Annotated in this window: 27 protein-coding genes and 1 tRNA gene; 13 read left to right on the plus strand and 15 right to left on the minus strand. The window is 36.9% G+C overall.

What is annotated here, in order from left to right; genetic code table 11:
• Nucleotides 1–319 precede the first annotated feature (319 nt).
• The 9 genes from MSBR3_RS12930 (at nt 320) to MSBR3_RS12970 (ending at nt 11,005) form a co-directional block, all read left to right on the plus strand.
• Nucleotides 320–1,129, plus strand: coding sequence for a hypothetical protein (locus tag MSBR3_RS12930; RefSeq protein ID WP_048108639.1), 810 nt, complete (start codon nt 320–322; stop codon nt 1,127–1,129).
• Nucleotides 1,126–1,617 carry a hypothetical protein gene (locus tag MSBR3_RS12935; protein WP_048108640.1) on the plus strand — a complete coding sequence of 164 codons (492 nt, stop codon included), beginning with the start codon at nt 1,126–1,128 and terminating at the stop codon, nt 1,615–1,617. The genes MSBR3_RS12930 and MSBR3_RS12935 overlap by 4 nt, the downstream gene beginning before the upstream one ends.
• A complete protein-coding gene (locus MSBR3_RS12940; RefSeq protein ID WP_048108642.1) occupies nt 1,614–5,495 on the plus strand; it encodes a hypothetical protein in 3,882 nt (1,293 codons plus the stop codon). The genes MSBR3_RS12935 and MSBR3_RS12940 overlap by 4 nt, the downstream gene beginning before the upstream one ends.
• Entirely contained in the window at nt 5,492–6,553 is a 1,062-nt protein-coding gene (locus MSBR3_RS12945) for a hypothetical protein (RefSeq protein ID WP_048108644.1), read from the plus strand. Before MSBR3_RS12940 ends, MSBR3_RS12945 begins: the two co-directional genes overlap by 4 nt.
• Nucleotides 6,550–7,737, plus strand: coding sequence for an ATP-binding protein (locus MSBR3_RS12950; protein ID WP_052723405.1), 1,188 nt, complete (start codon nt 6,550–6,552; stop codon nt 7,735–7,737). Before MSBR3_RS12945 ends, MSBR3_RS12950 begins: the two co-directional genes overlap by 4 nt.
• Nucleotides 7,700–8,683, plus strand: a complete 984-nt coding sequence (locus MSBR3_RS12955; protein WP_048108646.1) for a 2-hydroxyacyl-CoA dehydratase family protein — start codon at nt 7,700–7,702, stop codon at nt 8,681–8,683. The genes MSBR3_RS12950 and MSBR3_RS12955 overlap by 38 nt, the downstream gene beginning before the upstream one ends.
• Entirely contained in the window at nt 8,680–9,396 is a 717-nt protein-coding gene (locus tag MSBR3_RS12960; RefSeq protein ID WP_052723406.1) for an acyl-CoA dehydratase activase, read from the plus strand. Before MSBR3_RS12955 ends, MSBR3_RS12960 begins: the two co-directional genes overlap by 4 nt.
• A gap of 647 nt (nt 9,397–10,043) precedes the next feature.
• Complete coding sequence (locus MSBR3_RS20690) at nt 10,044–10,247, plus strand: hypothetical protein (RefSeq protein ID WP_048108648.1); 204 nt, start codon at nt 10,044–10,046, stop codon at nt 10,245–10,247.
• Between the two features lie 539 nt (nt 10,248–10,786).
• Nucleotides 10,787–11,005: a type II toxin-antitoxin system HicB family antitoxin gene (locus MSBR3_RS12970; RefSeq protein WP_048108650.1), complete on the plus strand. Its 219-nt coding sequence runs from the start codon at nt 10,787–10,789 to the stop codon at nt 11,003–11,005.
• A 91-nt stretch (nt 11,006–11,096) separates the two neighbouring features.
• On the opposite strand, the gene MSBR3_RS12975 is transcribed toward MSBR3_RS12970, so the two are convergent.
• From MSBR3_RS12975 to MSBR3_RS12995, 5 genes are all read right to left on the minus strand, one after another.
• On the minus strand, nt 11,097–11,324 hold the full coding sequence (locus MSBR3_RS12975; RefSeq protein WP_048108652.1) for a type II toxin-antitoxin system HicA family toxin: 228 nt from the start codon (nt 11,322–11,324) through the stop codon (nt 11,097–11,099).
• Complete coding sequence (locus tag MSBR3_RS12980; protein WP_048108655.1) at nt 11,293–11,538, minus strand: type II toxin-antitoxin system HicB family antitoxin; 246 nt, start codon at nt 11,536–11,538, stop codon at nt 11,293–11,295. Before MSBR3_RS12980 ends, MSBR3_RS12975 begins: the two co-directional genes overlap by 32 nt.
• Before the next feature lie 316 nt (nt 11,539–11,854).
• The gene (locus MSBR3_RS12985; RefSeq protein WP_048108657.1) at nt 11,855–12,154 is read right to left on the minus strand and encodes a hypothetical protein; all 300 of its coding nucleotides are present in this window, start codon (nt 12,152–12,154) and stop codon (nt 11,855–11,857) included.
• A gap of 436 nt (nt 12,155–12,590) precedes the next feature.
• Nucleotides 12,591–12,806 carry a type II toxin-antitoxin system HicA family toxin gene (locus MSBR3_RS12990; RefSeq protein ID WP_048108659.1) on the minus strand — a complete coding sequence of 72 codons (216 nt, stop codon included), beginning with the start codon at nt 12,804–12,806 and terminating at the stop codon, nt 12,591–12,593.
• Entirely contained in the window at nt 12,799–13,005 is a 207-nt protein-coding gene (locus MSBR3_RS12995) for a type II toxin-antitoxin system HicB family antitoxin (protein ID WP_048108662.1), read from the minus strand. Before MSBR3_RS12995 ends, MSBR3_RS12990 begins: the two co-directional genes overlap by 8 nt.
• Before the next feature lie 118 nt (nt 13,006–13,123).
• Here MSBR3_RS12995 and MSBR3_RS19520 point away from each other — a divergent pair, with 118 nt between their 5' ends.
• The gene (locus MSBR3_RS19520; RefSeq protein WP_230627470.1) at nt 13,124–13,294 is read left to right on the plus strand and encodes a type II toxin-antitoxin system HicB family antitoxin; all 171 of its coding nucleotides are present in this window, start codon (nt 13,124–13,126) and stop codon (nt 13,292–13,294) included.
• Between the two features lie 20 nt (nt 13,295–13,314).
• On the opposite strand, the gene MSBR3_RS13000 is transcribed toward MSBR3_RS19520, so the two are convergent.
• From MSBR3_RS13000 to MSBR3_RS13015, 4 genes are all read right to left on the minus strand, one after another.
• Nucleotides 13,315–13,956: a type II toxin-antitoxin system VapC family toxin gene (locus MSBR3_RS13000; protein WP_048108664.1), complete on the minus strand. Its 642-nt coding sequence runs from the start codon at nt 13,954–13,956 to the stop codon at nt 13,315–13,317.
• Nucleotides 13,949–14,323, minus strand: coding sequence for an STAS-like domain-containing protein (locus tag MSBR3_RS13005; protein WP_048108665.1), 375 nt, complete (start codon nt 14,321–14,323; stop codon nt 13,949–13,951). Before MSBR3_RS13005 ends, MSBR3_RS13000 begins: the two co-directional genes overlap by 8 nt.
• A gap of 112 nt (nt 14,324–14,435) precedes the next feature.
• Nucleotides 14,436–14,876, minus strand: coding sequence for a DNA polymerase ligase N-terminal domain-containing protein (locus MSBR3_RS13010; protein WP_268989084.1), 441 nt, complete (start codon nt 14,874–14,876; stop codon nt 14,436–14,438).
• A gap of 159 nt (nt 14,877–15,035) precedes the next feature.
• Complete coding sequence (locus MSBR3_RS13015; protein WP_048108667.1) at nt 15,036–15,311, minus strand: ferritin family protein; 276 nt, start codon at nt 15,309–15,311, stop codon at nt 15,036–15,038.
• A 427-nt stretch (nt 15,312–15,738) separates the two neighbouring features.
• Here MSBR3_RS13015 and MSBR3_RS13020 point away from each other — a divergent pair, with 427 nt between their 5' ends.
• The gene (locus MSBR3_RS13020) at nt 15,739–17,976 is read left to right on the plus strand and encodes a lectin like domain-containing protein (RefSeq protein WP_230627472.1); all 2,238 of its coding nucleotides are present in this window, start codon (nt 15,739–15,741) and stop codon (nt 17,974–17,976) included.
• Nucleotides 17,977–18,271: 295 nt separating this feature from the next.
• Here the strand turns inward: MSBR3_RS13020 and MSBR3_RS13025 are convergent, their stop codons facing one another.
• From MSBR3_RS13025 to MSBR3_RS13035, 3 genes are all read right to left on the minus strand, one after another.
• Nucleotides 18,272–18,520 (minus strand): KEOPS complex subunit Pcc1, encoded by a 249-nt coding sequence (locus MSBR3_RS13025; protein ID WP_048108668.1) that lies wholly within the window; start codon nt 18,518–18,520, stop codon nt 18,272–18,274.
• Between the two features lie 42 nt (nt 18,521–18,562).
• Nucleotides 18,563–19,894 (minus strand): single-stranded-DNA-specific exonuclease RecJ, encoded by a 1,332-nt coding sequence (locus tag MSBR3_RS13030; protein ID WP_048108670.1) that lies wholly within the window; start codon nt 19,892–19,894, stop codon nt 18,563–18,565.
• Nucleotides 19,895–20,248: 354 nt separating this feature from the next.
• A complete protein-coding gene (locus MSBR3_RS13035) occupies nt 20,249–20,686 on the minus strand; it encodes a hypothetical protein (protein WP_052723407.1) in 438 nt (145 codons plus the stop codon).
• Nucleotides 20,687–20,841: 155 nt separating this feature from the next.
• Here MSBR3_RS13035 and MSBR3_RS20395 point away from each other — a divergent pair, with 155 nt between their 5' ends.
• Nucleotides 20,842–21,036 (plus strand): hypothetical protein, encoded by a 195-nt coding sequence (locus tag MSBR3_RS20395; RefSeq protein WP_155396815.1) that lies wholly within the window; start codon nt 20,842–20,844, stop codon nt 21,034–21,036.
• A gap of 123 nt (nt 21,037–21,159) precedes the next feature.
• On the opposite strand, the gene MSBR3_RS13040 is transcribed toward MSBR3_RS20395, so the two are convergent.
• On the minus strand, nt 21,160–22,497 hold the full coding sequence (locus MSBR3_RS13040; protein ID WP_155396816.1) for a HEAT repeat domain-containing protein: 1,338 nt from the start codon (nt 22,495–22,497) through the stop codon (nt 21,160–21,162).
• A 343-nt stretch (nt 22,498–22,840) separates the two neighbouring features.
• Between MSBR3_RS13040 and MSBR3_RS13045 the strand changes: the two genes are divergently transcribed.
• Nucleotides 22,841–22,912: transfer RNA gene (locus MSBR3_RS13045), tRNA-Gly, on the plus strand.
• 560 nt (nt 22,913–23,472) lie between these two features.
• Here MSBR3_RS13045 and MSBR3_RS13050 read toward each other — a convergent pair.
• Together MSBR3_RS13050 and MSBR3_RS13055 are read right to left on the minus strand one after the other, a co-directional pair.
• Nucleotides 23,473–24,612, minus strand: coding sequence for a PGF-pre-PGF domain-containing protein (locus MSBR3_RS13050; RefSeq protein ID WP_048108671.1), 1,140 nt, complete (start codon nt 24,610–24,612; stop codon nt 23,473–23,475).
• Complete coding sequence (locus MSBR3_RS13055; RefSeq protein ID WP_230627474.1) at nt 24,609–25,457, minus strand: Ig-like domain-containing protein; 849 nt, start codon at nt 25,455–25,457, stop codon at nt 24,609–24,611. Before MSBR3_RS13055 ends, MSBR3_RS13050 begins: the two co-directional genes overlap by 4 nt.
• Nucleotides 25,458–25,474: the final 17 nt, after the last annotated feature.

Raw genomic sequence — 25,474 nt, forward strand, 5'->3', positions numbered from 1 at the left:
AAATTTTTTTCCTTTGATAGTGTTTTTTACTTCATTTTATTCTCTTTATGGACTAACTATATTATATTAATTCTTAATATATAAAAAGGTATTTATGCACTCCGTTATTAAGAAATTATTATAGATAAACTTAAGTTTATATTCATATTTTTAGGCTCACCTAAGGGAAAATCGACAATTTACAGCTTTAACTTCAAAGCTTCAGGCTTGCTAAAATTAACGCAATATAAACATAAAAAAAGCATAAACACTTATGATTTTGATCCTAAGTTTGTAGTTCTACTATTAAGTGACGATTCCAACATAAAGAGATGCTTCCATGAGTGATTTTCATCTTGATATAAGTGTAGTACCAAAGAATATATTTGAGTTTATTGAAATTGCTGCTGACTTATCAAGTTTAGACGATTCAAAATTATCGAAAGAATCGGAGGAAAAATTAGAGAATTATAAAAAAAGACAATCTCACCTTACAGCAATGGTCAAAAAAGTGGGAATAACTTCTAAAGAATTAAAATTAACTGAATTAGGAGAAAAGTTATATAAAATAATGTATGACGATGAAACTCTTTTTTATAATATTTTGCATTATTTACTTTACACTCAGTATTATTTTGAGAAAAGAAATCACGCTTCTTGGGTATACAATAAATTTGTAGATATTCTCTACGAGAACAGAGAAATTGACGAAATGCGTATAAGTGATTTCAATGAAAACTTCGCTCTAAAAATAGTAAACCTAGCCAGAGAAGAACTAAATCAAGAGGGAATATCTTTTAGAGGTCGAAGTATATCACCTCTAATTTCATGGGTTGGCTCACTTAATCCAAGCTGTATAAATCATGAAAATAAAAAAATATCGTTTAAACTAAGAAACTTTTGTCAGCCACAGTTGTTTTTGTTAGCTATTGATTATGCTTTCAAAAAGAGAAAAGCAGAATATGGATCTCTTATACTTATAACAGATAATACGATAGCTGACATCTGTAAGATATGCTTAATAGATCCTGAATCTTTTGATTCTTGTTTTGATTTGTGTAAAAAAAGTTTTGATTTCGTTGATTTCTCAATTGGATGGGAAAAACATATTCGATTAAATAGAGAACCTAAGATAGATGATTTTATATGAATTTTATTTCAATCCATAATAAAATTAAAGGTAGCGTTTCTGAAGATTGGCTTACGGATTCTCAAAAAAATATTTTGACAAATATATTGGACAACAAGATACATGATCTTATTAACGTTTATGGGCCTGATGGTGTTGGAAAAACTTTTTTGGGTTGGGCACTACAAAAGCGCAATTATGCTACATACTTTTCTGATATTGAAAATGTAATAGAAGGATGTCATATTGCTGTAATCGACAATGGGAACTCCTCTTTTGAAGAATACAAAACCATTTTAAAAATTATGGAACTAAAAAGAATAAAGCGTGTAATATATTTAAGTAGGAATAAACTTGACGCAAAAGTTTATTCACTAAATCTTGCTCTCACAGCCACTGATATAGAAAAAGTGGTAAAAAACATTAATAGTGTTGGTTTAAACATTTACGATTTGGATTGTGATAACCTATGGGTCTTAATATTTAAAAAGTGTAGGTGTTATATTTGAATACTGATACTAAATATTTTGAAACAATTATAGATAAAAGAGAGTGCATTGCCACATTTTCTGCTGATGATTTAATAAAAGTTCCTAGCCAAGTGGACTCTTCATACAATAGGCATATATTCACCCACATTTCCATAGGCGAAACTGATGAATATGAAAAAAAATTAGTCCAAAAATTAAATGAAGGAGTATCATTAGTTGGTTATATTTCTGCCCCTTATGGCTATGGGAAAACAACGACTGCAATTCACGCATGGATTACATGTCAAGATAAGCAAATAATGACAGTTCCACCTTTCACTTGCAATTCATTAAAAGGTATAATGGACGCTACATATGGTTGGATAAAGTACAAATTTGGGATGGAATCTCCAGATTACGTAGTAGACATAGAGGGAATATACCGAAAATATGCAGATCTTTCCATAGATAGTTTAGCTAAAAAAGACTGCGAAGATGTTGGTATTCCTTTCGAACAAGCAAGAAAATCTATTGAAAATAAGATATCAAGTGGAATTCTTAATCTTAGAATTACCCCTGAAATATTAACACATTTCTTAGACTCTTGCATGGACACAGTATTAAAAGCAGGTTTTAAAGGCCTTATTATTTTTGCAGATGAATTTCAGACTTATTTTGATCAGAAAAATTTTGCAACAAATGAGATTACAAATGAATGGAGAGAATTAATTTGGAATATAATTAATAAAAACAAAAAGTATGGAATAATATTCATTATCCCAGAAGAGAAGGAAAGTACAATTAATGAGCGAGCCGGAGATATAATTCAGCGATTAAGAGAGCAAAGATTAGTAATAAATCTTAAGAATGTTTATGACAGAAAATTCCCTGCATATTTAATGGAAGAATATGCTAAAAAATTTAAATTCGACCCTTCAAAACTAGTAGATAAGTACACATTATCTTCTGTTGGCCAAATTGTCACTGACAAAGATCTTGGGAATGGTCCAAGAACAGTAGTTAATATTTTCAAATTAATATTTCAGCACTATAACAATACAAGTCAACAATATACGGTAATAAACTTAATCAACAGTTATTTAGATGGAAACATTGTACATGATGGACCAGATCAAAAGATAGTTTCCTCAGTAAAAAAAGCTTTATCTTCTGATAGGGTTAAATCCGAAAACGATAGGAGTGTAATAAAATTATTGGCTGCTTTCCCCAGAGGTTGTCCACTAGAAGTATTAGATATTTATGGTCTTCATAACAATTTCGTTAACTTAGAAAAATCACTACTAGGCGATGTTATTAAGAACCTTGCTGAAGGACCAACACTAAAGGATTTATCCAACCAATCAGATGGAGAAGTATCAAAAGTAGATGAATTAATTAAAAAGTTTAGAGATCAGTATGATAGAAATGATATTTGTGCAGAAGCTGCAGAGAAGGCATTTATAAAGTATATATTTGCTGAAATATTTGGAGAAAGAAAAGGCGGACTGATTGGTTTTGCAGGCCTTAATAATATATATCCTACACGTTACGGGTACAAAGAATGTATAATTACTGGAAGTTTTGATGAAAAATATCCATATAGGACTTTACACCTTACAATATCTATAAAAGAAAATAAGAATAACGAAAATAAAAATATAAAAGAAAATAAAAAACATCCAATTGTCAACCCGAATGAAGACATAGATCTTGGATTCTATTTGAATTACTTAGACTATGGTCAGCATGAGATTATAAAATATGATACAAATAGAATTTTAATTGTTTTAGACTTGAATAAGAAAATTGCGAGAAATGGGCAATTTCCTAACGACTTAAGGAAATTACAAGATTTTATAAGCCCAGAAGAAATCACTCCCTTACTTTCTTTGAGCCTTACAAGCTATATAGATAAATTCTTAGAAGATGCCGATATTAAACAGAACGAGAAAGGTCAACTTGAGTATTTGAAGCAAAATTTAATAAAACATTCAATAATATCTTTATTTGATGAAAAATTAAAAGACACAAGTGGATACAACATAAAAAGAACTGGGAAGAAATTAATTGAAGATCTGTTTTCGAATGTTTGTGAATCATTATATCCATCTTATAAAACTTTTATTCATTCTAATCAGTGGCGAGAATCAATTACACGCTACATGAGTGCATTAAGTTGTATAAAAGTATCCCAGAGAAGGGGTCATGAGGAACTACAAGGCGAAAAAGCAGATATTGCAGCACTTTTTGGATATACTAAATTACATGCAGGATTTGAATTATTGTTAGGGGTTTGGAAGGAAAATCTTCTTTATTCGGATTGGGAGAAAGGAAAAACTGCAGTTATAAAATTTTTGATACATCCGCTTGAAAAAGAAATTCTGGGTTTTATTGAAAATAACGAGAGTATATCTTTGGATGATGTATTTAAAATCGGAAAAAATCTCGGATATACAGAAGAAGAATCCGATGTTGCATTAGATCTTTTAGCTAATCGGCAACTTATATGCGAAAACAATTCTATATTCTCAAAATATACAGCCGATTTGTCAGCTGACGAGCTTCTATTTGAAATAGAAGAATTAGAAACATTATATCATGATTTAAAGGATATTGATTTGACCTTAGACGATAAGGAGATAATCACTAAATTAGAGAAGTATGAAGAAAAAGCGAAGAATTCAGAAGACTACGAAATTCTTTATGAAATTAAATGGGAGCTTAAATCAATAAGAGATACATTAAAAAATAAACAAAAAATTTTGGAGAACAGTTTAAATAATAATTTAACCGGACTGACCAAAAAAATTGATGAAATTGTTCGTCAAAGCATGCCTAAAGAACTGAACGAAAATCCACAAGGTGTAGTGGGTTTTGTCCAACCTATAGTGGAAAGTAAAATCCGTATTTCTGCCCAATACAAGTCATTGAAAGAAAAATTCACTAAACTAAATGATGACATTAAAAAGATACAAAAGTTACCAAGAAATTCAATTGATGATCTTAAAGAATTGGATACAAAAAATAGAGGTTATAAAAGTCAACTTGAGGAGCTACAAAAAGATAAAAATCAGTTGACTAAATATATGAAAGGATATGTTAAATGGTTGAATATACTTGAAAAAAGTAACCAAGTTTACACGAATGTCTCTGAATATAACGAAAAAATTGAACCTATAGATGAATTTAGCCGTGTTCAGGAATATATTAAGGACGTTTCTTATAAATTTGCAGAACATAAAAATGAATTTTTATTAGATTTTGAAAATTATGAAACTAAAATAGAAGAAATTGAAGAAAGTTATATGGCAAAAGAAAAACAACAAAACAGTTTATTTGATACAAAAAAAGAGAAGTATGAAGCTTTATTGAGAAATATTGGATTTAGTGGAAGATTAAGTTCGCGACTTCAAAAAAGTGATATTGAAGGATCTCACAGGGATTTGTACAAGGAAATTGAGCATCAATTTAATGAGAGTTTAAGCAAAAAGATTACAGAAATCGAGGAAAGTAGAACGAACATTCTTCACGCAAAACGGATAAGGGGTCTCAACGTTGACAATTTGTTAATAGAAGTAGAGGGCATCAAAAACAGTATTGAACCACTTAAAGAAATAAGTATAGAAAGCATAAAAAATGAAGATAAATTCGAAGATAGCATAAATAATATTAAAGAGTTGTTTGTAAAATATGAGGAATTTAAAGGAAATAAAATAAAATTAATTAATCAAGCAAAAGATGCAGAAAATGAATTAAGTAAAAAAGTACTAGAATTTGTGAAAAAAAGAAGGGACCTAAGTTTAGAAGATCTGTTAACAGATTTTGATTGCAGTATAGAAGATATGGAAGATTCTCTTTTAGAGTTATTTAAATGTAATCAAATAAAGATCTCAGTATCAACGAGGTTTCGAGATTGAAGTTAAGTGAACTGGATAACCTATTATCCAAAACTCCAGTTTATTTGTCCCTCGATAGCTTAGTCTCATTATGTTATTTAGATAACATTACAATATTCCATAATAGGAGAGATTTCTGGAGAAAGATAGATCAATTAGAGCCCCTGAAGTTATGTAGGTATGTAATACTCGACGATCCAGATTATCGGTTACCGTATGTAAGGCTTAAACACAATCCTTTCACAAATAATCTGAATTCAATATTATCAAAAAAATACGAAGAAATTCAGAGGCTAATGTTGACTCAAAAAGATCTTTCTCAAGAAATATTATTTAGATCAAATGCTGAAATTGTCGTATTAATTTTGATTGATGGTTTATCTTACATTGATTGTCTAAAGTATAGTCCAGAACCTTGTATCGTAAATGGAACCACGACAACAGAGTCAGGATTTACAAATATAGTATATGGAAGTGAGAATCGCCCTCTATCATTTAAGTTATATGATAAGGGGTACATGAGAAGATTCGGTTTTACTTATTGGGAAAGAGAAAACAATGAACTTACTAATAAGCTTTTCAAAGGCTTTAATGAGGTTATTAAAGTCAGTTCCTTTGAAGACGTCATAAAGCATGTTCGCTCTATGGAACTAAAACCACACACGTTTCTACAAATTATAAGGAATGGGTTAGACAGGTATGCGCACAATATGCATGATAAACCACTAAAAGAGCAGGAAATCGAACAAATTTTTAAAGATGTTTTTGAGCTCAAAGAAACATTTGAATCTAAAGGAATAACAGCTAATATATTTGTTACATCAGATCATGGATTACTGTGGAAATACGAACATGAGTTTAAAGTAATCGAACCTTATAATGAAAGCCCAAGATACTTGAAAGGGTTGCATAAAATCGAAGGTCATTCAGTAATCTCAAAACTGAATGAACATTACAATACTCTTTTAGCTTATCCTTACATACTTCGAAGCTTCAGAAATAATGAATGGGGCATACATGGGGGAATTTCATTTGAAGAATCAATAACACCATTTATAGAATATAAGGTGGATAAATGAACAATCTATTTATTGGTAAAGACAAAAAAACAGATGAAGATGCTTTCATTGATGCAAGTAAGTCAAGAGCAATTTTAATATGCGGAAAAAGAGGCAGCGGAAAAAGCTATACTTTAGGAAATTTAGCTGAAGAGCTACAGTCTAACTGTAAGGATGCCTTGTGTTTAATTATAGACCCAATGGGTATATACTGGACAATGTGCAACCCAAACTATGATCAGGAGAATGTTCTATGGGAGTGGGGCTTATCTCCAAGAGGACTTAATGTAAAAATATTGGTTCCTGGAGACCCAAAAAACAGATATGGTGATGAAGTAGTAAATGTAATGGAAGAGCATGGAGTTCAGTTTCAGTCGATCAGTTTGAATCCCTCTGACATATCTCCTGACGGATGGTGCGACTTATTTAATCTAAGCATTAATGATGCAATGGGAATAGTCCTTTATAGAGCTGTTCAGGGATTAAAAAAGCAGTACAAAAATGATTTTTATATTAAGGATATTATAAATTCTATAGAGTATGATCCAAAAGCTAATGATAAAAGCCGCGAAGCACTGCTAAATAGGCTTGAAATGGCTAATTCATGGGGCTTATTTGGAGATACATACACAAATACATGGGATTCTTTTGATACAAATTCTGTAAATATTGTTGATTTAAGCGTATTAGATCCTGGACGTTACGGAACCCGAAATTTAGTTGTCTCTATATTTTGTAGGGACCTCTTCACAAAGAGAACGGAAGCAAGAAGAAGAGAAGAGTTAGGATTGAGTACAAGTACTCCAAAAGTATGGCTAATGATTGATGAGGCTCATCAGTTTGCACCTTCTGGGAAGTCTACATTATCAAAAGAACTACTAGTAAGGTGGGTAAAAGAAGGAAGACAACCTGGATTATCCTTAGTAGTAGCTACCCAACAACCATCCGCAATTGACCATGAGGTTCTATCTCAATGCGACATAGTTATTTCACACAAGATAACTACGAAAGAAGATGTCGATGCATTAAATAAATTGAGTCAAGACTACATGGGAGGCGAATTAAAAACATACATTCGCAATATTAAAGGTAACGGGGAGGCTGTAATGGTTGATGATGAAAATGAAAAAGTAAGTATGATACAAATTAGGCCCCGGAAATGTAAGCATGGAGGCGGGGAACATAAAGAAAAAAACAAATATTAAGGAAAAAATAGGAATTACTGCTCTTGTTCCTCCGGAAATAATATACAGTTGCAACAAAGTTCCGGTTGATGTTAACAATTTTGTAACATATTCTACACTCCAGCCTAGAAACAAACTTTGTGCGTGGTGTGCAATATGGAGAGAAGCGATAATTAAAAAAGAGATTGATATTGATCGTCTTGTGGTAGTAGCGGGTGGAGACTGTAACAATGCACTAATAGACGGGGAAAGAGTTTCTTTCAGCGGTATCCCGACAGGATATTTTTTTTATCCATTTGATGGAGATTCTAATTATATGAAAACACAATTAGAATCATTATGCCTCTTCTTAGGAGGACTTTACGACAACTCGATCTTTCGACGAATCCTGCAATTAAAGAAAAAAGCCTTAGAAATTGATTTGATGCGTCTAAACGATGAAATATCTTCATCTACATGTTTTGAGAAACTTATCTCGTGTAGTGATTTTCAAAGTGATTTAAATAATTTTGAAAAAAAACTTGATGAAACGCTTCAGAAAAATGAAAAAGTAGAATATACAAACCGAATAGCAATGCTAGGCCTTCCTCCCATATATAATGATTTTCATGAAACTGCAGCTTCTTTTGGGTTACATATTGTATATGATGAATTACCATATGAGTTTGTTAGAATTACAGGAACTTCAATAGAGGAGTTAGCTAAAAACTATTCCACTTACACATTTGCTAGAAATCTAAAATACAGGATAAATTTTCTAAAAAGAGAATTGTCAAAAAGAGATGTGGATGGTATTGTTCACTATACGCAGTTTTCTTGTCACCATAATCTTGAGGATGATATTATCCGTAACGTAGTTGACAAACCAGTGTTAACAATACAAGGAGACATGCCTTCTAGAACTCCTGAGCAGGTAAAATTGCGTCTTGAAGCATTTTCTGAAATGTTGAAAGGTGAAGTACATTGATAGGATTCGATGTAGGTAGTCGAACTGCTAAACTTGTTAGATTTGATGACGATAATATATCTGATTATAAAATAATTAATAGTATGAATTGGGAAAAACTATTTGATACTCTTAACTTAAAAGATGTTAGTAGTGTTTGTACCACAGGTTATTTTAGAAAAAGTATACCTAACAGTTGGAACATAACAGAAATAACTGCTTCGATATTTGGGGCTAAATACTATTACCCTAAGGCAGATGTTATAGTAGATATTGGAGGTCAGGATACTAAAGTAATTGATATACGAAATAATTCATTTAAGCTTAATGATAAATGTAGTGCAGGTACAGGCGCTTTTCTAGAATTTGTTGCAAAATATTTTGACCTAGAAGTGGAAGAACTTGAAAAATTACATAAAGAATCTGAAAAGCCAATTACATTAAATCAAACCTGTGGAATTTTTGCATTATCTGAAATGATTTCACAAGTTGTAAACCACGAAAAAATAGAAAATGTAATTTCAGGAATGCATTATTCCTTCGCACATCGGATATCTCACATGGTTCCTGAATGTAGATCTGTTGTGTTAGTCGGTGGTGTAGTTAAGAATAAAGGTATAGTTGATGCTTTGTCAAATATACTCAATTGTGAAATATTGATTCCACCAGATCCTCAAATTATCAATGCTTTAGGAGCCGCAAGGTACGCTCAACAGTTAAGAAGTAAAAGTTAACGCCTTTTTATTATATATTATACATTTTAAATTTATCAGAATGAAAATTCATCACCCATCGTCACAACCCTTTCACTCTTCCCTCTCCTCAAAAAAACCCTGTAAACAAAATCCTCCCCATAAATTCTCCTCATTCCTCCCTCTTCCTCACCTGCACCCTCACAACTTTCTCATCCTGATCCAGGAAAACTCAAACCACCCCTTCACATCAACCAGTTCCTCAACAGATATTCTCAGTAAACTCCAGATCCCCTCCTTAAGCTTTTAACAAGTATCTTAGGAATTCCCGGTCGCTATCAAAAATTTTTCATTCAGGGTCCGGTTTGAGAATTTCACGATCTAGAGATTCTATCGCGAATCGGTTTGGGAAGGATCAAAAACTGAAAACGGCAGGTGGGGAGAGAGGAGCCGTACGTGCGAAAAATATATTTTTACAGAAATATTCAGACCGTTTTGACTTTTATTCGATTGTGAGTCAGCATGAACGTTAATAATTAATTTACCTATAATTCACAGACCTCAAACTCAGTCAAGAAACTTCTGAAAGTAGATTTTAGTCACAAATAATTTACCTGAGTAAGTTAGATTAGACGTAAAGAAACTAAAAATGTAAACTTTTAAAATCTCGCGCCATTGGTGCGAGAAATTTGCTACAAAACAAATGGAAATTATGCTTAAAAACAGATACTACTGAATTCGCCTGTAAAAGAGAAAGAGAGGATTTTTATGTAATTTTTTCAGAGCCAATTGGAGTTGCTGAGTACAAAATCGTTTCTACCCTGCCAGAAAAACTCAAAGGAAAATTGCCCTCTCCTGAAGAAATTTCGAAATTCCTGGAGGAAATAAAGTAAAGAAGTAAGTTTTTCCATTTCAATCAAAACATAACCCTCCTCTAAAACCAAAATAAGAAAATACCACCAAATCTTCCCCTCTCCTCCTCTTCCTCTCCTGCATCCTTAGAATATTCTTAAAACCCCGATCCTGGCAAGTTCAAACGACCTCCTTCACATCACCCAGTTCCTCAACAGATATTCCCAGTAAATTCCAAAACCCCCTCCTTAAGCTTTTAACAAGTATCTCAGGAATTCCCGATCGCCATCAAAAATTTTGCATTCAGGGGTCCGGTTTGAGAATTTCACGATCTAGAGATTCTGTCGCGAATCGGTTTGGTGAAGGATCAAAAACTAAAAAACGGTAGGTGGGGAAAAGGGGAGCAGTACGCACCGGAAATATATTTTTACAGAAATAGATCTGAAGATCTCTATGAAATCAGCTTTTCCATATAATCCTCTTCCTGAAAACAGACCTGCAAAGAGTAAACGAGAAAGTTAACACAGCTATAAATAAAATCATTGGAATATGATTTATATCTGAAAGACGAGGTCAATCAATGAGAGAATTTACTGTAGTTATTGAACAGGACGAAGATGGAGTCTATGTAGCTTCTGTGCCTGAACTTCCAGGATGTCATACACAGGCAGAGAGTCTTGACGAATTAAACAGAAGAATAAAAGAAGCAATTGAGCTGTACCTTGAGGTTGAAGCCGAAGAGGGAGAAAAGGAACATCTTGATTTTGTCGGGATACAGAAGGTCAAAGTTGAGGTTTGAATAGATAAAATAGTGCCTCTTCTCAGCAAAAAGGTAGAAGAGACAAAATTAGAAAATAGGATCTCTAAAGAGTTCTGGATATACGAAAGAATTACAGAAGCCTGATAAATTCTTCATCAGTCATTCCTGCTTGCCGGATAATTGATTTTAAGGTTCCTGCCGGAATTTCCGGATGGTCGGGGACGATAACAATGCGTGTTTCACTAGGAGTTATTTTTTTCATTTTTATGTGGCTTCCCTTCTGCGATACTACCTGAAACCCCTGGCTGCTGAGTGCTCTGATAACTTCACGAGCTGACTGGGTGGGAAGTTTTGGCATGGGAAGAGACCTCTACCGTTGTGGTAAAAACCTGGCCGGCTGCGGGAATCTGAGCGTCTTCGTCTTCGAGATAGAGTTCAATTGCTTCTTTTAAGTTCTCAATGGCTTCTTCAATTGTTTCTCCCTGGCTTGCAATATCAAGTTCGGGACACCATGAAACATACCACTTTCCTTCTTTATGAACTACGGCTGAAAACCTGTACGTTTCTACCATAATTAACAGATTTCCGCATTGCTATAAATGTTTATCTTGCTGATGCCGGCTCAAAAATTCTGATGCAGATCAGTCTTTTGCTATGAGATGTTTTAGAGGAAACTTACAGGAAACTTGAACTTGCCGGGGGCTGAGAAAGAGGAGGGGCCTGACTTATAAAATATATTTCTTAAAAAATTCACTTCTGAAGAACTTGCCAGTGGCAGCCTTGCATGAAAAAACAAGAGCAAAAGAAAATAAGAGCAAAAGAATTATCAAATGTATTGAAGGTATCTTAATTTTCGGCTTTTGCCTGGAAAGGCAGCCAATGACACCTTTATATCTTTTCTTTTTCCTTATTCAGCGCATCTATTTTTGCCTGTATCTCATCCTTCTGCTGCTTGTACCTTATTTTGATTTCTTTAACCTCTTTGTAGACAAGCATGCTTTCGTCACTTATTCCTTTCATTGACTCTATATGTATTACGAGTTCATCTATCCCTTCGTCCAGTAGCGGTTCTACTTCCCGCCATTCTGCATACTTAGCCTCTAATTCTTCCTTACTTTTGTCGTCAAGATCAAAGATCTCATCCCAGAGGTCCATAATCTGGCTTTCTATCTCTTCTTTTGTAGACATTATCTTCTCTCCGGTTCGGTAAATCTCTGTATGGGAGCATTCTACTGATTCCCTTTAGAATCCCTTTAAGTAACTTTTTTCTGGCAGCCGTCAAGCCAGCTTTTTAACCAGTGAAATAGAATCAATAGTATTTTTATTTGCATAAATGATAAATTTGTCGTGGGGAAAAATCTCAGGTATTTCCGGTTCTATTAAGAATTATCGATTCTGTGGCCCTGTTTGAGGATTTTTATGATTTTGGAAAAAACGTAGGTCGGGGAGGAAAAAGGAGCAGTACGCGCGAAAGTATATTTTTACAGAAATATTTAGTCGGCTTTTTAAAGATGTGTATTCTGCCTTGTTTCGTTTGAAGTAATGAAAATTCCGTACCAGTAAATAAAATCTTGCATAAAATTAAGCTGTTCAAAAGAGTCACTTTCAAAAAAGTCACTTAAAACTAAAGATGATCAAGCAACTCCTCAAGTGAAACATCAGCCTGCTTCAAAATTGTATTTAAAGTAGATTTTTTGACAGGATCGTGAAGAGGAACCGTGAGCAAGTTTGACCCTTTTTGTAAAATCACATGGCTACCTTTTTGCCTGACAACAACAAAACCCAGTTTTCCAAGAGCTCTTATGGGCTTTTTTCCGGAAACAGAAGGCAATTTAGCCAACAGAGACCTCCACTGTGGCAATTTCACCTAACACCTGAGCTTGCTCTCTAGTCACTTCCAGAACAAGCTGAATAGCTTCCCTAATGTTTTCAAGTGCTTCTTCTTTAGTATTTCCTTCACTAATAGCCGCAGGAATTTCGAGACACTGAGCGGTATAGCCTCCATCATCAGATTCTTCAAGTTTAATTGTGAACTGCATAGGTACTAATTGGTGATTTTGTTATAATATACTTCTTGATTCCAAAATTCGCATCGCTTACTCCAATCCTTAATCTCTGGAGAATCGAAATTGAAAATAATTATTGTATGGAGTGAGGATGAGTCTGGTGAGAGAATTCACTGTCGTTATTGAACAGAACGAAGACGGAATTTACGTAGCCTCTGTACCTGAACTTCCTGGATGCCATACACAGGCAGAGACACTTGATGAAGTAAACATAAGAATAAAAGAAGCAATCGAACTCTACTTTGAAGTTAAGCCTAAATAAGAGACAAAAAGCGGTAGCGGTTATTCTCTCCCTTCTCTCCCCACATCCACCAGCCTCTCGTTTGCGGTAAGGATCTCAACTCCGAGTTCACTGAAATCTTTGTCATGGGTTACGAAAACCAAATTTTTTGCACGGCATACCTGGGCAAAGAGAAGGTCATTGAAATCATATTTTCCTTGCTCGAACATGTCCATGACTTCAGGAAGGTCTATAGCTTCCATTTCGGGGTCGCAGGCAAGGGTGCTTTTTAGAATCTTTCTCACATTGTAGGCTATATCCTGGGCAATTACCCGAAATGCCAGAGAGTTTCGAAATTCCTTGAACCTCGTAAATTCGGTCTGCTGCTTGAACTCAATTCTGGAGAAGGCGTTTATGAATTCTGAAATTATCATGCAGTTTATGTATATTGTGCCGTCGGAATTCCTTATTTCTTTCAAAGCCTTTGAATAAGCGTCCGACCGCTGGTCAGACCAGCCAATTGGACCGTAGATGTACAGCCAGATGTTAGTGTCAAAGAAGTAGCTTTTACCTTCGGGAAAATCATATTCCTCTATGGAATGCACCTTTACAGGAACAGGCTTTGAGGGTCTGAGTCCTCCGGCAAGAAGCCTTGGACGGCGCCTGACAGGAAAAACGGTTGCCTGGTGAACGCTCTTACGCATCCTCTTCTCCTCCAAGCACATCCTTGAGTGCCTTTCTGCAGAGATACGCATGTTCGAAATAGGTTTTTGCCCGCTCGATAACCCTCTTAAGGATAATCTCATCTTCTTCAGAGATATCCGTGAATAAGAGGCTGCTCTCAATCTGTTCTGCAGGAAAACAACCGTAAAGCTGCCCTATTGCCGAGTTCAGAAAGGCAGGCGTCAGCTCATTCACATCTGCAAAAGATACTTCGATCTTCTTATCTTCACAGAGCGCTGCCGTAATAATATCGTAAACTTTTTGCCCGTCACAGGCGGCAACACAGCAGTTTTCCCCGACAGTTTCAAAAACATTAATCTTTACTCTTTCTTCCGTAAGTATCCCCATATGCTTATACTCATAATGGTTTAAAAAGATCAGGGTTCTGACCTATGTCTCACTCTTGAGACATAGATTGCGCACTCAGAAGTACTAATTAGTACTAATTTATAGTCCATTGTTAGCTTACCTTTTTAAAGAAGAGCCAGCCTTTTTCACCTTTTCCGTACTTTGTCCGAACCAGAACGTAAATTCCTTTCAACTCTTCACCTTCAAGTGCCACGACAATTTCCTTTTCCTCACGTTTCAAAAGATCAAAAGTTCCTCTATCCCAGATCTCAACTTTGCCGGCCCCATACTCTCCAGCAGGGATTTCCCCCTCAAAATTGGCATATGTCAGTGGATGGTCCTCAGTCTCGATAGCAAGCCTTCTGGTACCTGCCTCCTTCGGAGGTTCCTTTGGCACAGCCCAGCTTTTTAAAACTCCGTCCATTTCCAGGCGAAAATCATAATGAAGCTTACGAGCATCATGGCGTTGAACCACAAATATTGGTTTGTCAGGGCTTTTTTTAAAGCCGATAGACGACGGTTCAGGTGTTTTTTGAAAGTGTCTTTTTTTCATATATTCTTCAAGCATGGAGGATCAATAGAAAATATGATTTTGATGAGATAAAGGTTAATTGTCAGTTAACTTAGTTATGGCAGGCTAACCCAGAAGGAACGGTAGAAGTAAGAAAAAAATGATAAAAAACAATTGCGTAAAAAACAAAGAGAATAAAGTTTATTTTCTACTTCTAGCCAGAGCATAGTCCGAATAGATTTTCAGAAACTCTTTGTCAGTTTGCAGGAGCACGGTTTCAAACATCGCTACATGGATTTTTTCTTTTCTGGCAATATCAAGCAGGATTTTACGAATTTCTTCACTTTTTGTCAGATTTGCCATTTGCTCATAAACGTTGATAGCATCCAGCTCTGCAATCATGGCAGCTCTAAGGATCTCTTTATCAAGGTCTTCAGGTCTGGTTTTTTCAAGCTCTACAAGTGCCTCCGAAAACAGGTCTCCACCCCCTTAAAATGTGCTTATAAGGTATTGAAGGACAAGAGTAATGTTTCTTTCTATTGGGAATAATAGCTTCAAGATATAGTTTGTAAAAATAAGATTAATGAAATAAAAATTAAGTAGATGAAACTAAAGATTTAAAGATATATAACAATAAAATTATTTATATTCATAAATGCATCCTGGTAAGAAGAAAATTTAAGACCATTTTAGTAATAGATACCTGATTTTGGCTTTATGTGGGAAAAAATAGTCAATAAGATATAATAAAAAATTATATTCGGTTGGAAAAAGACTTATAGACAAATCTCATAAATAGTCCTATAATTCAGTTATAAAATAATGATAAAGATATACATCCCGGCAAGCTCCGAAAAAGCTTATACAGGCTCGCCAGGAGAGAATCTCACAGAGGCCAGAGATCTTGAAAAGAGTAAAACTTTCCTTACTTAAAAAAATAAAACCTTTTCTGGTTGTGTTTATGATTTTGATTTTGTGCCTGTCAAGCAGCCCAAGTTTTGCCGACGAAAATGCCGAAGACCCTGAAATATCACAAAACTGCACGCATTCTGACGAGTCCGTGGTTGAACCCGTGATTAAAACGGCCCCAATGAACCCTGACTTTCTGGAAGACCAGCAGCCTGACTCAGTTGAAGCTTTTTCTTTTGTGGGTAGTTACGGACAGATTTCAGGAACCGGATATAAACCGTCACCTGTTGACCTGTCAGGGCTTGCAAGCTCTGAAGAAAGACCTTTGTTGGGTGCTTCAGGTTCAGATCTTCCGGCTGTTTATGATCTGCGCAAGGAAGGAAAAGTAACAGCCGTAAGGAATCAGGGAAAGGACGGGAGCTGCTGGGCCTTTTCAAGTATCGCTTCCCTCGAGTCTTATATCCTGGAAAAAGAAGGAAAAAGCTATGACTTTTCTGAGAACAACATGAAAAACATTGTCTCAAATAGCTATTCACAGGGGTTTGATCTTACACCTGATAATGGTGGCAATGCATTCATATCAACAGCATATCTTTCTCGCTGGAGCGGGCCTGTAAATGATTCTGAGGACCCTTATAACGATTCATCTACTTATTCACCCACAGGGCTTTCTGTACAGAAACATGTACAAGAGACACTATTTCTGCCTAAAAAGTCCGAATTCCTGGATAACGAGGTTATCAAGAATGCAATTATGGATTACGGGGCTGTGTACACAACAATGTACTGGAATCCTGGGTATTATCAGCAAAGAAACTATGCCTATCGATACCCAGGGAGCCTGTCGGTCAATCATGCTGTAACCATTGTAGGATGGAATGATTCTTTTGATAGGAATTCATTTACGCAGGTTCCTCCAGGAGACGGGGCTTTTATAGCGAAAAATAGCTGGGGCGATACCTGGGGAGAGGACGGGTACTTTTATATTTCCTACTACGACACAAAACTCGGATACAGTGAAAATGCCATATTCACAGCTGAAAGTCAAAATAACTATGACCATGTCTATCAGTATGACCCACTGGGATGGATAGTATCAAAAGAATATGAAGGAAGCCTGGTTGCCTGGGGAGGTAATGTTTTCTCCTCGGAAAGGAATGAAAACCTCAGAGCCATAGGGTTCTATACTACGGATCTTAATACAGCTTACGAGATATACATATATAAAAATCCTGTTTCCGGGCCTGTGAATTCTGGACAGGGATACCTTGTACAGGAAAGTGGCAGATACTCTTTCCCAGGATACCATACACATGTACTGAATTCGGCAGTGCCAATAAATGCCGGAGAGAAATTTTCAATAGTTATTAGATTCACCAATCCTTCGGATTCAGGTCCTCTTGCAGTCGAAGAGCCGATAGCCCGTTACAGCAGTAAAGCCCAGGCCAATCCCGGAGAAAGTTATGTGAGCCCTAATGGCGTCAAGTGGGAGGATATATCAAGAAATTCGGAAGCAAATCTCTGCATTAAAGCTTTCACAACCAGTTACATACTTCCTGAGGCGGGTTTTACTTCAAATGTTACAACAGGAATGTATCCTCTTACAGTCCAGTTCACAGATCTTTCCAGCAATGCTTTATCCTGGAGGTGGGATCTGAACGGGGATGGAACAATCGACTCAATAGCTCAGAATCCAGTCTATACCTACAGGTCTTACGGGACTTATACTGTTTCTCTGAATATCGGAAATAGTAAAGGGTCTAACACCGAGACTAAAACTGATTATATAAAAGTGGTCCCTCTTTCAATTAACTCAGCCAGCCCAGTAGAGAATGTAGCAACCTACAAAGGAGAAAAGCAGGAGTTCAGTGTCAGTACAAATTATGCCTGCAATATAAGCTGGTATCTTAATGGAGAAAGTAGGGGTTCCGAATCCAGCGTTAAAGATAGTTCACACACGGAAGTCATCCGTTCTCCAGGCTTTTATAATATCACAGCAATTGCCCGAACCCGAGACGAAAACGTTGCACATAGCTGGAACTGGACAGTCCGCACATGGAATCCCTGGGATAGCTCGGCTTCCCAGGAAGGGGAAAACATAAGCACTGAAGAGCTTCAGGAAGCTATTCATATCTACCGCAATGGTCTACAGATACCTGAAACCGGAGCAGAACTCACGGGTGAGAGGCTTAAAGAACTGATACAGCTCTGGCGAGAAGGTTCAAGAGATTGATGGCTTCTATAAAAATGTAATTTAAAGACAAAAAAGTAAAGCAAAAAGGTAAAACGGAAAAAAAGAGAGAAGGAAAAAACAAAGGAAAAACAAAGGAAAAACAAAGGAAAAACAAAGGAAAAACAAAGGAAAAACAAAGGAAAAACAAAGGAAAAACAAAGGAAAAACAAAGGAAAAACAAAGGAAAAACAAAGGAAAAACAAAGGAAAAAAGGATAGAGAACAAAAAAGAGTAAAGGAAAGAAAATAAAGAAAAACAAAGGAAAGAGATAAAGAAAAATAAGGAAAAATTAGCTTTATCGTACTTTATCTTCTTTTTCCATAGCCTCTTCGATTCCTTCTCCAATTTTAACATTCATGAGAAAGTCATCAACTGTTGCCAGGAGAGAGCCAATTTTTTCAGAATGAAACCGAACAGCAACTTTATCATCATGAATTTCACTTTCCATGCTTCTAAGGTTATCCGGAGAAAGAGCTTGTAAAATTTTTGCAGCGGATTTTCTTGATTTGGGATCTGGAAATTCAATCGTACCTGTAATTTTCATAAACACTCCCATCGCTTTTCCAACTTATTATCTTTATCTTTTTTAGTTTTTCGTTTTAGTCTTCTTGAGCTGGTCACCTATGATTCGGTCTGCAATGCTCAGGAACTCCTCGGCACTCCCAAGAGGAATTGTAGCCCCGGAAGCTACATTATGTCCGCCTCCTCTTCCACCAACTGAACTTGCAGCTTCCCTCAGGGCAAAAGCAAGATCAAGGCCCTTTGAGACAAGCTCACGGGTGCCTCTTGCCGAGACCTTCAAGATTCCTTCGGATTCATTTATGCAAACGAAGGGAAGCTCGGGATGAAGGTAACGGACTACCGTGCTTGCAAGGTTTCCGGTAGAAAGGGCATCAGCAGTAATAACATACCATAGATTTTCTCCTTTGCGAATTTTTTCTACATTTTCCCTGACATTCAGTGTAAGTTTCTTTTCATATTCGCTTTTAAAAGAAAGGGCTTCACTGACAATCTCCTGGTCTTTCAGACAAAGAGAAATAGCCAGCCCGTAGATTTTCTGCTTTCCACATGTATTAAGAATAGAAATAAAATCGTAAACGTTTCTTACAAGCTCCCGATTCAGCAGCAAAACTTCTCCTATAACGGCTTCGATAGCCTCCGGGCTTGCTTGCCTGACAAGTTTCAGAGCGACAGCATTGGCCAGTCTTGAAACTTCCTCCTCAGACAGATTTTCAATCTTTCCTGAAAGCCTGAGCTGGTTCAAAAATTCCGTAACTTTTTCAGGGTAACCGGTTATATCCAGAAAGGGTTCAGTACTGTATGCAAGTACGTCTATGAGGTCTCCATCTCCTACTTTGAGTCCCTTCCTAATAGATACAACCCCTGTTTTTAAGGCTTCTTCCAGAATGAAAGCATTGGCCGTGTGAAAGAGTTGCTTATCTCCGATTGCACCTGCAAGAGCCAGTCCTGCAAGGTCAACGTTATCAGCTGCCAGTTCTCTCGCTACCAGGTAGCAGGTGCCAGAAGCCGAGAGATCAGTTGCCCCGTCGATTCCAACCAGATGGGCATTTACAACAGCTTTTGCCGGAGATTGCCCCACAGGCTGGTGGTGATCGAGCACTATAACATCAGCTGCCACCTTACCAATAAGTTCAGGCTGCCCGCTGCCCATATCGCAAAAGATAACAAGTTCATCCCTGGAGATGCTCCTATTAATGTCTTCAATCACAGCTTCATCCAGCCTTCCAGCTATCGAAAGCTGGAAACAAATATCTGCTCGCAACAGGGCCTGTGCCATTATCCCGGCTGAAGTCAGCCCATCAGCATCATTATGTGAGACTACGCGCACAAATCTGTATTTCCGGATTTTTTCGGCTGCGTTTTTTGCAAGATTTATCAGTTTCTCAAGCTCGCTCAAAATCCATCACTCAAAAAATTCAGTAATAAAATCAAAAGTATCGGTTTGAAAATCAAATAATACATATTGTCAGAGAATAAAGGATGTCAGTCTATACTGCTTGATAATATAAAACTTTGTATATTCGGTAACTAAAGGGTTTTTACATCACAGATAGAAGGTTTTGAATCTATTTAACTTTTTAAAAATGGAAAACAGAAAACACATTTCCTTTTAAGTAAATTATTAATATTGTTTCTTCTTAAATCTCAAAAACAGGTTATTCAACTCGTATTTTCTACCAGCGCAGGTTCTGGAACGTCTGCTTCTATTTTGTATGATAGATCATGTAGATAATTCTTCAAGGTTGTTCAATCACAAAGACGAAATCTTAAATTTATATACGAACTTCATACCACAAGAGAACAATGCCAATCCAATTCCAACATAAAAGAACCCTATGTCAAAAGCTGGCAGAAGACTAAATTTACGGATAGTAACTCCACCTAATATCATTACCACCATAACCAGGTATGATTTTCTATCAAAAAATTCCGTAACAAACATTTTCTTTCTATTATCTTTACTTATTCGAGTCGTGTGCTTTTCAACTAATTTAGAGAAAATGAAAAAATAAAATACCGAGAATACCGAAGCAGCTAAAAAAACACTAAAAATATATCTCCCCTGACTTATAAAATATGGTAATCCAGTCTCTATTACCATTGTTCCAGCAAACATCCAAACTATGCCTGCAATCAAAATTAAATATTTATTAGGAATCAATGATTTCTGTTTTAGGTTGTTGCTCATATTGACTACTTAACCTGTATTCATGACATAAAAACTTATAGTATTATGGTCTGTAGAAACTTACGTTTTAACTGAAACTGCGTATAAACACATATGCACGTGGACAATCAATCTTCATTTGTCTGTGCCTATTTTGTAGTTTTTGTAACCAAATAATGGCATTTCAACAGCAAACTCCAGCTACTGAAACGACAGATACTGCATCGATTATTTCTGTGATTTCCGTGATTTCTGTGATTTCCGTGATTTCTGTGATTTCCGTGATTTCTGTGATTTCCGTGATTTCCGTGATTTCCGTGATTTTCGCGATTTCTGTGATTTCCGAATTTCCGCAATTTTCGTGGCTGTAAATCCGGATACAGTCACTCTACGAACGGCTGCATTTTCCGTGTTACAGAACTTTACATGACTTAAAAATAATAATTTACGTCATAAACTGTAGTCGTTTTCTTATTATGTGTTTATTTGAAAATCTATGTACTGGAACTTGCAGCTTTTCTCAGAACTTCTGTCGCAAAAGGTGCTTTTTCGTCGGTGCAACTCATTAGTTCTGCAGCGTAATCACAATATTTCCTGTAGAAACTAAGCTCATCTCTCATCCCAGGCAAATCTAGATTTCCTATATTCTGGACTTCTTTTAATGCTTCTGCAAGGTATTGAACAGCTTTTTGAAGCTGTTTTTTGCCCTTGGAGTTTTCAATTACGGCTTTAGCTTCTTCCAGGTACTTGTTCACTTCTTCTTTAGCGTCCTGTCTTTTGAAAATTATTGAATAGAATGAACGATAAAAAGGAAGGCAAAACTGAGCAGGATTATCACAAGACGCTTCCTTTGCTGCGGTTTCGAAATATTTTATTGCATTTTCTAATTCTTTTTTGTAATTTTCCTCGGTCTCAGCCTTGGAAGCCATGAATATTGAAACTCTTCCAAGAGAATGATTTGAGTAGGATCTTACAGAATTGTTTTGATCGTTGGTCAGTTTAAGTAAGTCATTGCGTACCTTTTGCTTATCTGAAAAATAGGAAAACGCAGAACCAAGAGCATATGCAGCACTGGACCTAACTTCATGGTCTTTATTATTAGTCAGTCTAAGTACATTATTCAAAGCCTGTCGTTTATCTGTCACCTGAGAAAATGCAGATTCAAGAGCTAAGGTAGCACTTATCCTCACGAAAATGTTTTCATCGTTGATCAGTCTATGCATGTCACTCCATGCCTGTTGTTTATCCGGTACTTGAGAAAACGCAGAACCAAGAGCTTCGGCAGCACTAGACCTCACTAGCCAGTTTTCATCATTAGTTAGTCTAAATAAATCATTCCATGCCTGTTGCTTATCCGGCACTTGAGTAAATGCAGAATCAAGAGCTTTGGAAGCACTAGACCTGACATCATGATCCTTATCAGTAATCAGTTTAAGTAAATCGTTCCATGCCTGTTGCTTATCTGGTACGTCAGAAAATGCAGAATCAAGAGTTATGACAGCACTAGACCTGACATCATGATCCTTATCAGTGATCAGTTTAAGTAAGTCATTCCATGCCTGTTGTTTATCTGGTACGTCACTGGTCAATCTAAGTAAATCGTTATATGCCTGCTGCTTATCCGGCACTTGAGTAAATGCAAAATCAAGAGCTTTGACAGCACTATCCCTTACATAACTGTCTTCATCACTGGTCAATCTATGCAAGTCATTCCATGCCTGTTGTTTATCCGGCATGAAAGAGAAGAAATTCTTTAATTCCTCTAGTGCGTGCATACGCTCCTTGGGGTCACTGCTTAGACATTGATTGTGAATTTTCTTTTGGTCGACCAACTGCCAAACACCATAAATATAATAAAAGTCAATGTTTAAAAATTTTCCTGCCTGGCTTTATAGAATAGAGGGCTTAGATAATTTATATGCTTTCTTCGCCAATTTATATACTTTCTTCACCGACGACTACATATGTAAATCAATTGAACATAGTTTAAATGGTGCTTTAACAGAAACTAGAGTGGGGAAATCTATGCTCTCGAGATAATATCCTATAGATCTAAAGGTTATTATTTAAGAATGTAGGTGATATAAAACATATATCCCGAAGATCCCGCAGGGATCAACTTAATTAGTTAGAAAATGTATAGTATAAAACGGCAGGGTATCCTGTAAACTTTGAACATCAGTAGTGTAGCGGTCATCACCGGGCGTTGCCAACGCTCGAACCCGGGTTCGAATCCCGGCTGATGTATTTCCCGAGTCCCATCGCCCGAGTCCCATCACCCGAATTCCGTCACCCGAGTCCCGTCTCGGGAGGACGGGGCCCTTTTCGCTCACTCCGTTCGCTCAAGAGGGCTGAGTTATAGGCTAGATAAATTGATTTTTAACTCACTCAGAAACCTATTTACCCAAATTTTGCATCAGGTCACTTAGTAAATGTGATCACAAGCCTTTTTTAAAAAAAAGTTTGATCAAAAATCCCTAGTAACAGTGTGATCACAACCCTTTTAAAAAATGCTTGAGCACATACCTTCTCAGAAAAGCTTTGATCGAAAACGAGATAACGTTTAGATTTGAAAAACTTATCCCCAAACCCTATAGGCGTGATCACAAGCCTTTTTTAAAAAGGCTTGAGCGAAAATAGTGCATGAAATTCTTCCCCTGGTAACGGCGTGATCAACCGGCGCAACGGTTGCGGGTCAGCGGTTGAGGCACGTAAGAAAATAGGAAACTGCTTGAAAACAAAATTAAAAAAGATAAGCAGCTTTGAAGGCTGCTTAAAGTTAAAACTTATTTTAAATTGAGTATTTTTTACCTTCTTCTCAGAATCCGATATACAGCACCAATGACTCCGATTGCTACTGCGGACTCAAAACCCGGAATAGAACTCTTGCCAGAAGGTTTCTCTTCATCAGCTGCAGGGTTCGATACATTTTTTTCTGTGGTTGGAGTAGTGGTGTCTGTTTCTTTTGAAGGTTTCAGTTCCGTACTTTTACTGGGTACTACAATTGTGAAGGGTCCGAAACCCGGAGTCTTGGACTCAAAGAAGACATAGGTGTCGTCACCACCAACCACTTTGGTTTCAAGTTTGCTCCAGGCTTTGTTATTATAGTTCCAGAGAGTTACAGACGTATTATCAGCTCCGCAATTCTTAAGCCAGTTCTTTTCAACTCTGAAGCCTACAACTGCGTTTGCGATATTATTTGAATTTGCAATTCCTCCGGAACCTACCCAGATGTTCACGTTCTTATAAATCGTACCTTCCGGCAGGCTCGAAACCAGCTTAGACTGTTCTTTCAGCATTTCGACAATAGTAGTTACTTTTCCCATAGTCTTTTTGGCATCAAACTCCACATATCTTATGCAGGTTGCACCCTGTGGGAACTCGAATCTTACGCGCTCCCCGGAGTTAACAGATTTCTTAGACAGTTCTTTGGCCGCGACATTGCTCTGAGGCTCGGCAGAAGCGCCGCCTCCACCGCCTCCGCCGCCTCCGCCGCCTCCACCAGAATCGTCGTCGTCATCTTCTGGGGGGGGGACGTTATTACTGACAGTGATGGAACAGTCTGCAGGAAGGATCGTAGATTCGGTTTTATTGATGTCTCTTAGAAGTCCTACAATTTTGTACGTACCGGTCGTTTCCGGAGCTTTCAGGGTGTAACTGAAACTCGTTTCAGTCATGAGCAGGAAAGAAACTTCGTTGCCATCATTTACAGTTACAGCTCTTTCAGGCAGGGTAGAACTAACAAGTGTAAAGCCAGCAGGAAGCTTTTCAAGTACCTGCCCGGCAGCACCATAATTAGCTACATTGACTGTTACCTTGAACTCCTGATTGGGACTAACTGAAATAGAAGAGAAAGTCCTTTCTGCACTGCATGCAGAAGCCGGAACAGTAACTAAAGTTAGGGCCAGGAGCAGTATAACAACAAATTTTAACTCAGGCCATTTCATATCCGATCCCACCCATCAGCAAAATACGCACCCAGAACTGCATATTTGATTCCGCTGGATACATTGTTATTGTGTACAAGAGTCGCAATTTCCTCAGGAGAGAAGACCCCGTCAGAACCTCCAAACGTTGTTGCGAGTTGATTTTCTTTTAGTATAGTTATAGAAATTCTATCCTTATCTACAACACTGTTTCCCGAAGGGTTCGAAGCTCTGAATTCGAACTTGAACTCACCTGGTATAGTACTGACTATATTATAGGTATACTGATCTCCAGTTCCTAAATTCAATGGAACCACGCCATGTTCTATGGATGTGAGGTCGAGGGTCACTGATTTGATTCCAGAGTCATCTACAACCTTTGCCGTGACAGTCGAGAAATCCTTTCCATCACTCAGGATGTATATTGGGGATGCGGATAAACTTTGTATTTCAGGAGGTATAAAGTCTCCATTAAATGTCAGGTCAAGTTTAACTGGCACATCTCCGTGCTTATAGACCACGGAAACAGGTTCGGATTCAACACCTCCCAGCTTGAAGGTTATAGCTTTTCCGTTATCCTTCTCGGTACTGTTAATTGCTATCTTGTACTCTCCAATCTCTTTAATAGTGTTAGAGCCAACAAGCTTTGAATCTATGTATGCAGAGATTACGAGTCCGGGACCTGCATGTGCAGCATCTCCTTTCAGATTTCCTTCAAACGCACTGGGGATAGAAGGAATAGTAGAAGAACTGCTGGCAGATGCGGCCGGAACAAGGAACATGCCAAGTACCAGAATAACCAGGCATAATAAAATTCTTAAATGTTTGTCCTTGATCGTCATCGTGTCACCTTGAAATTTTACCATTAGTTATGTAGACTTTT

This window comes from Methanosarcina barkeri 3 (genome assembly GCF_000970305.1).
Classification (GTDB): Archaea; Halobacteriota; Methanosarcinia; order Methanosarcinales; family Methanosarcinaceae; genus Methanosarcina; species Methanosarcina barkeri_A.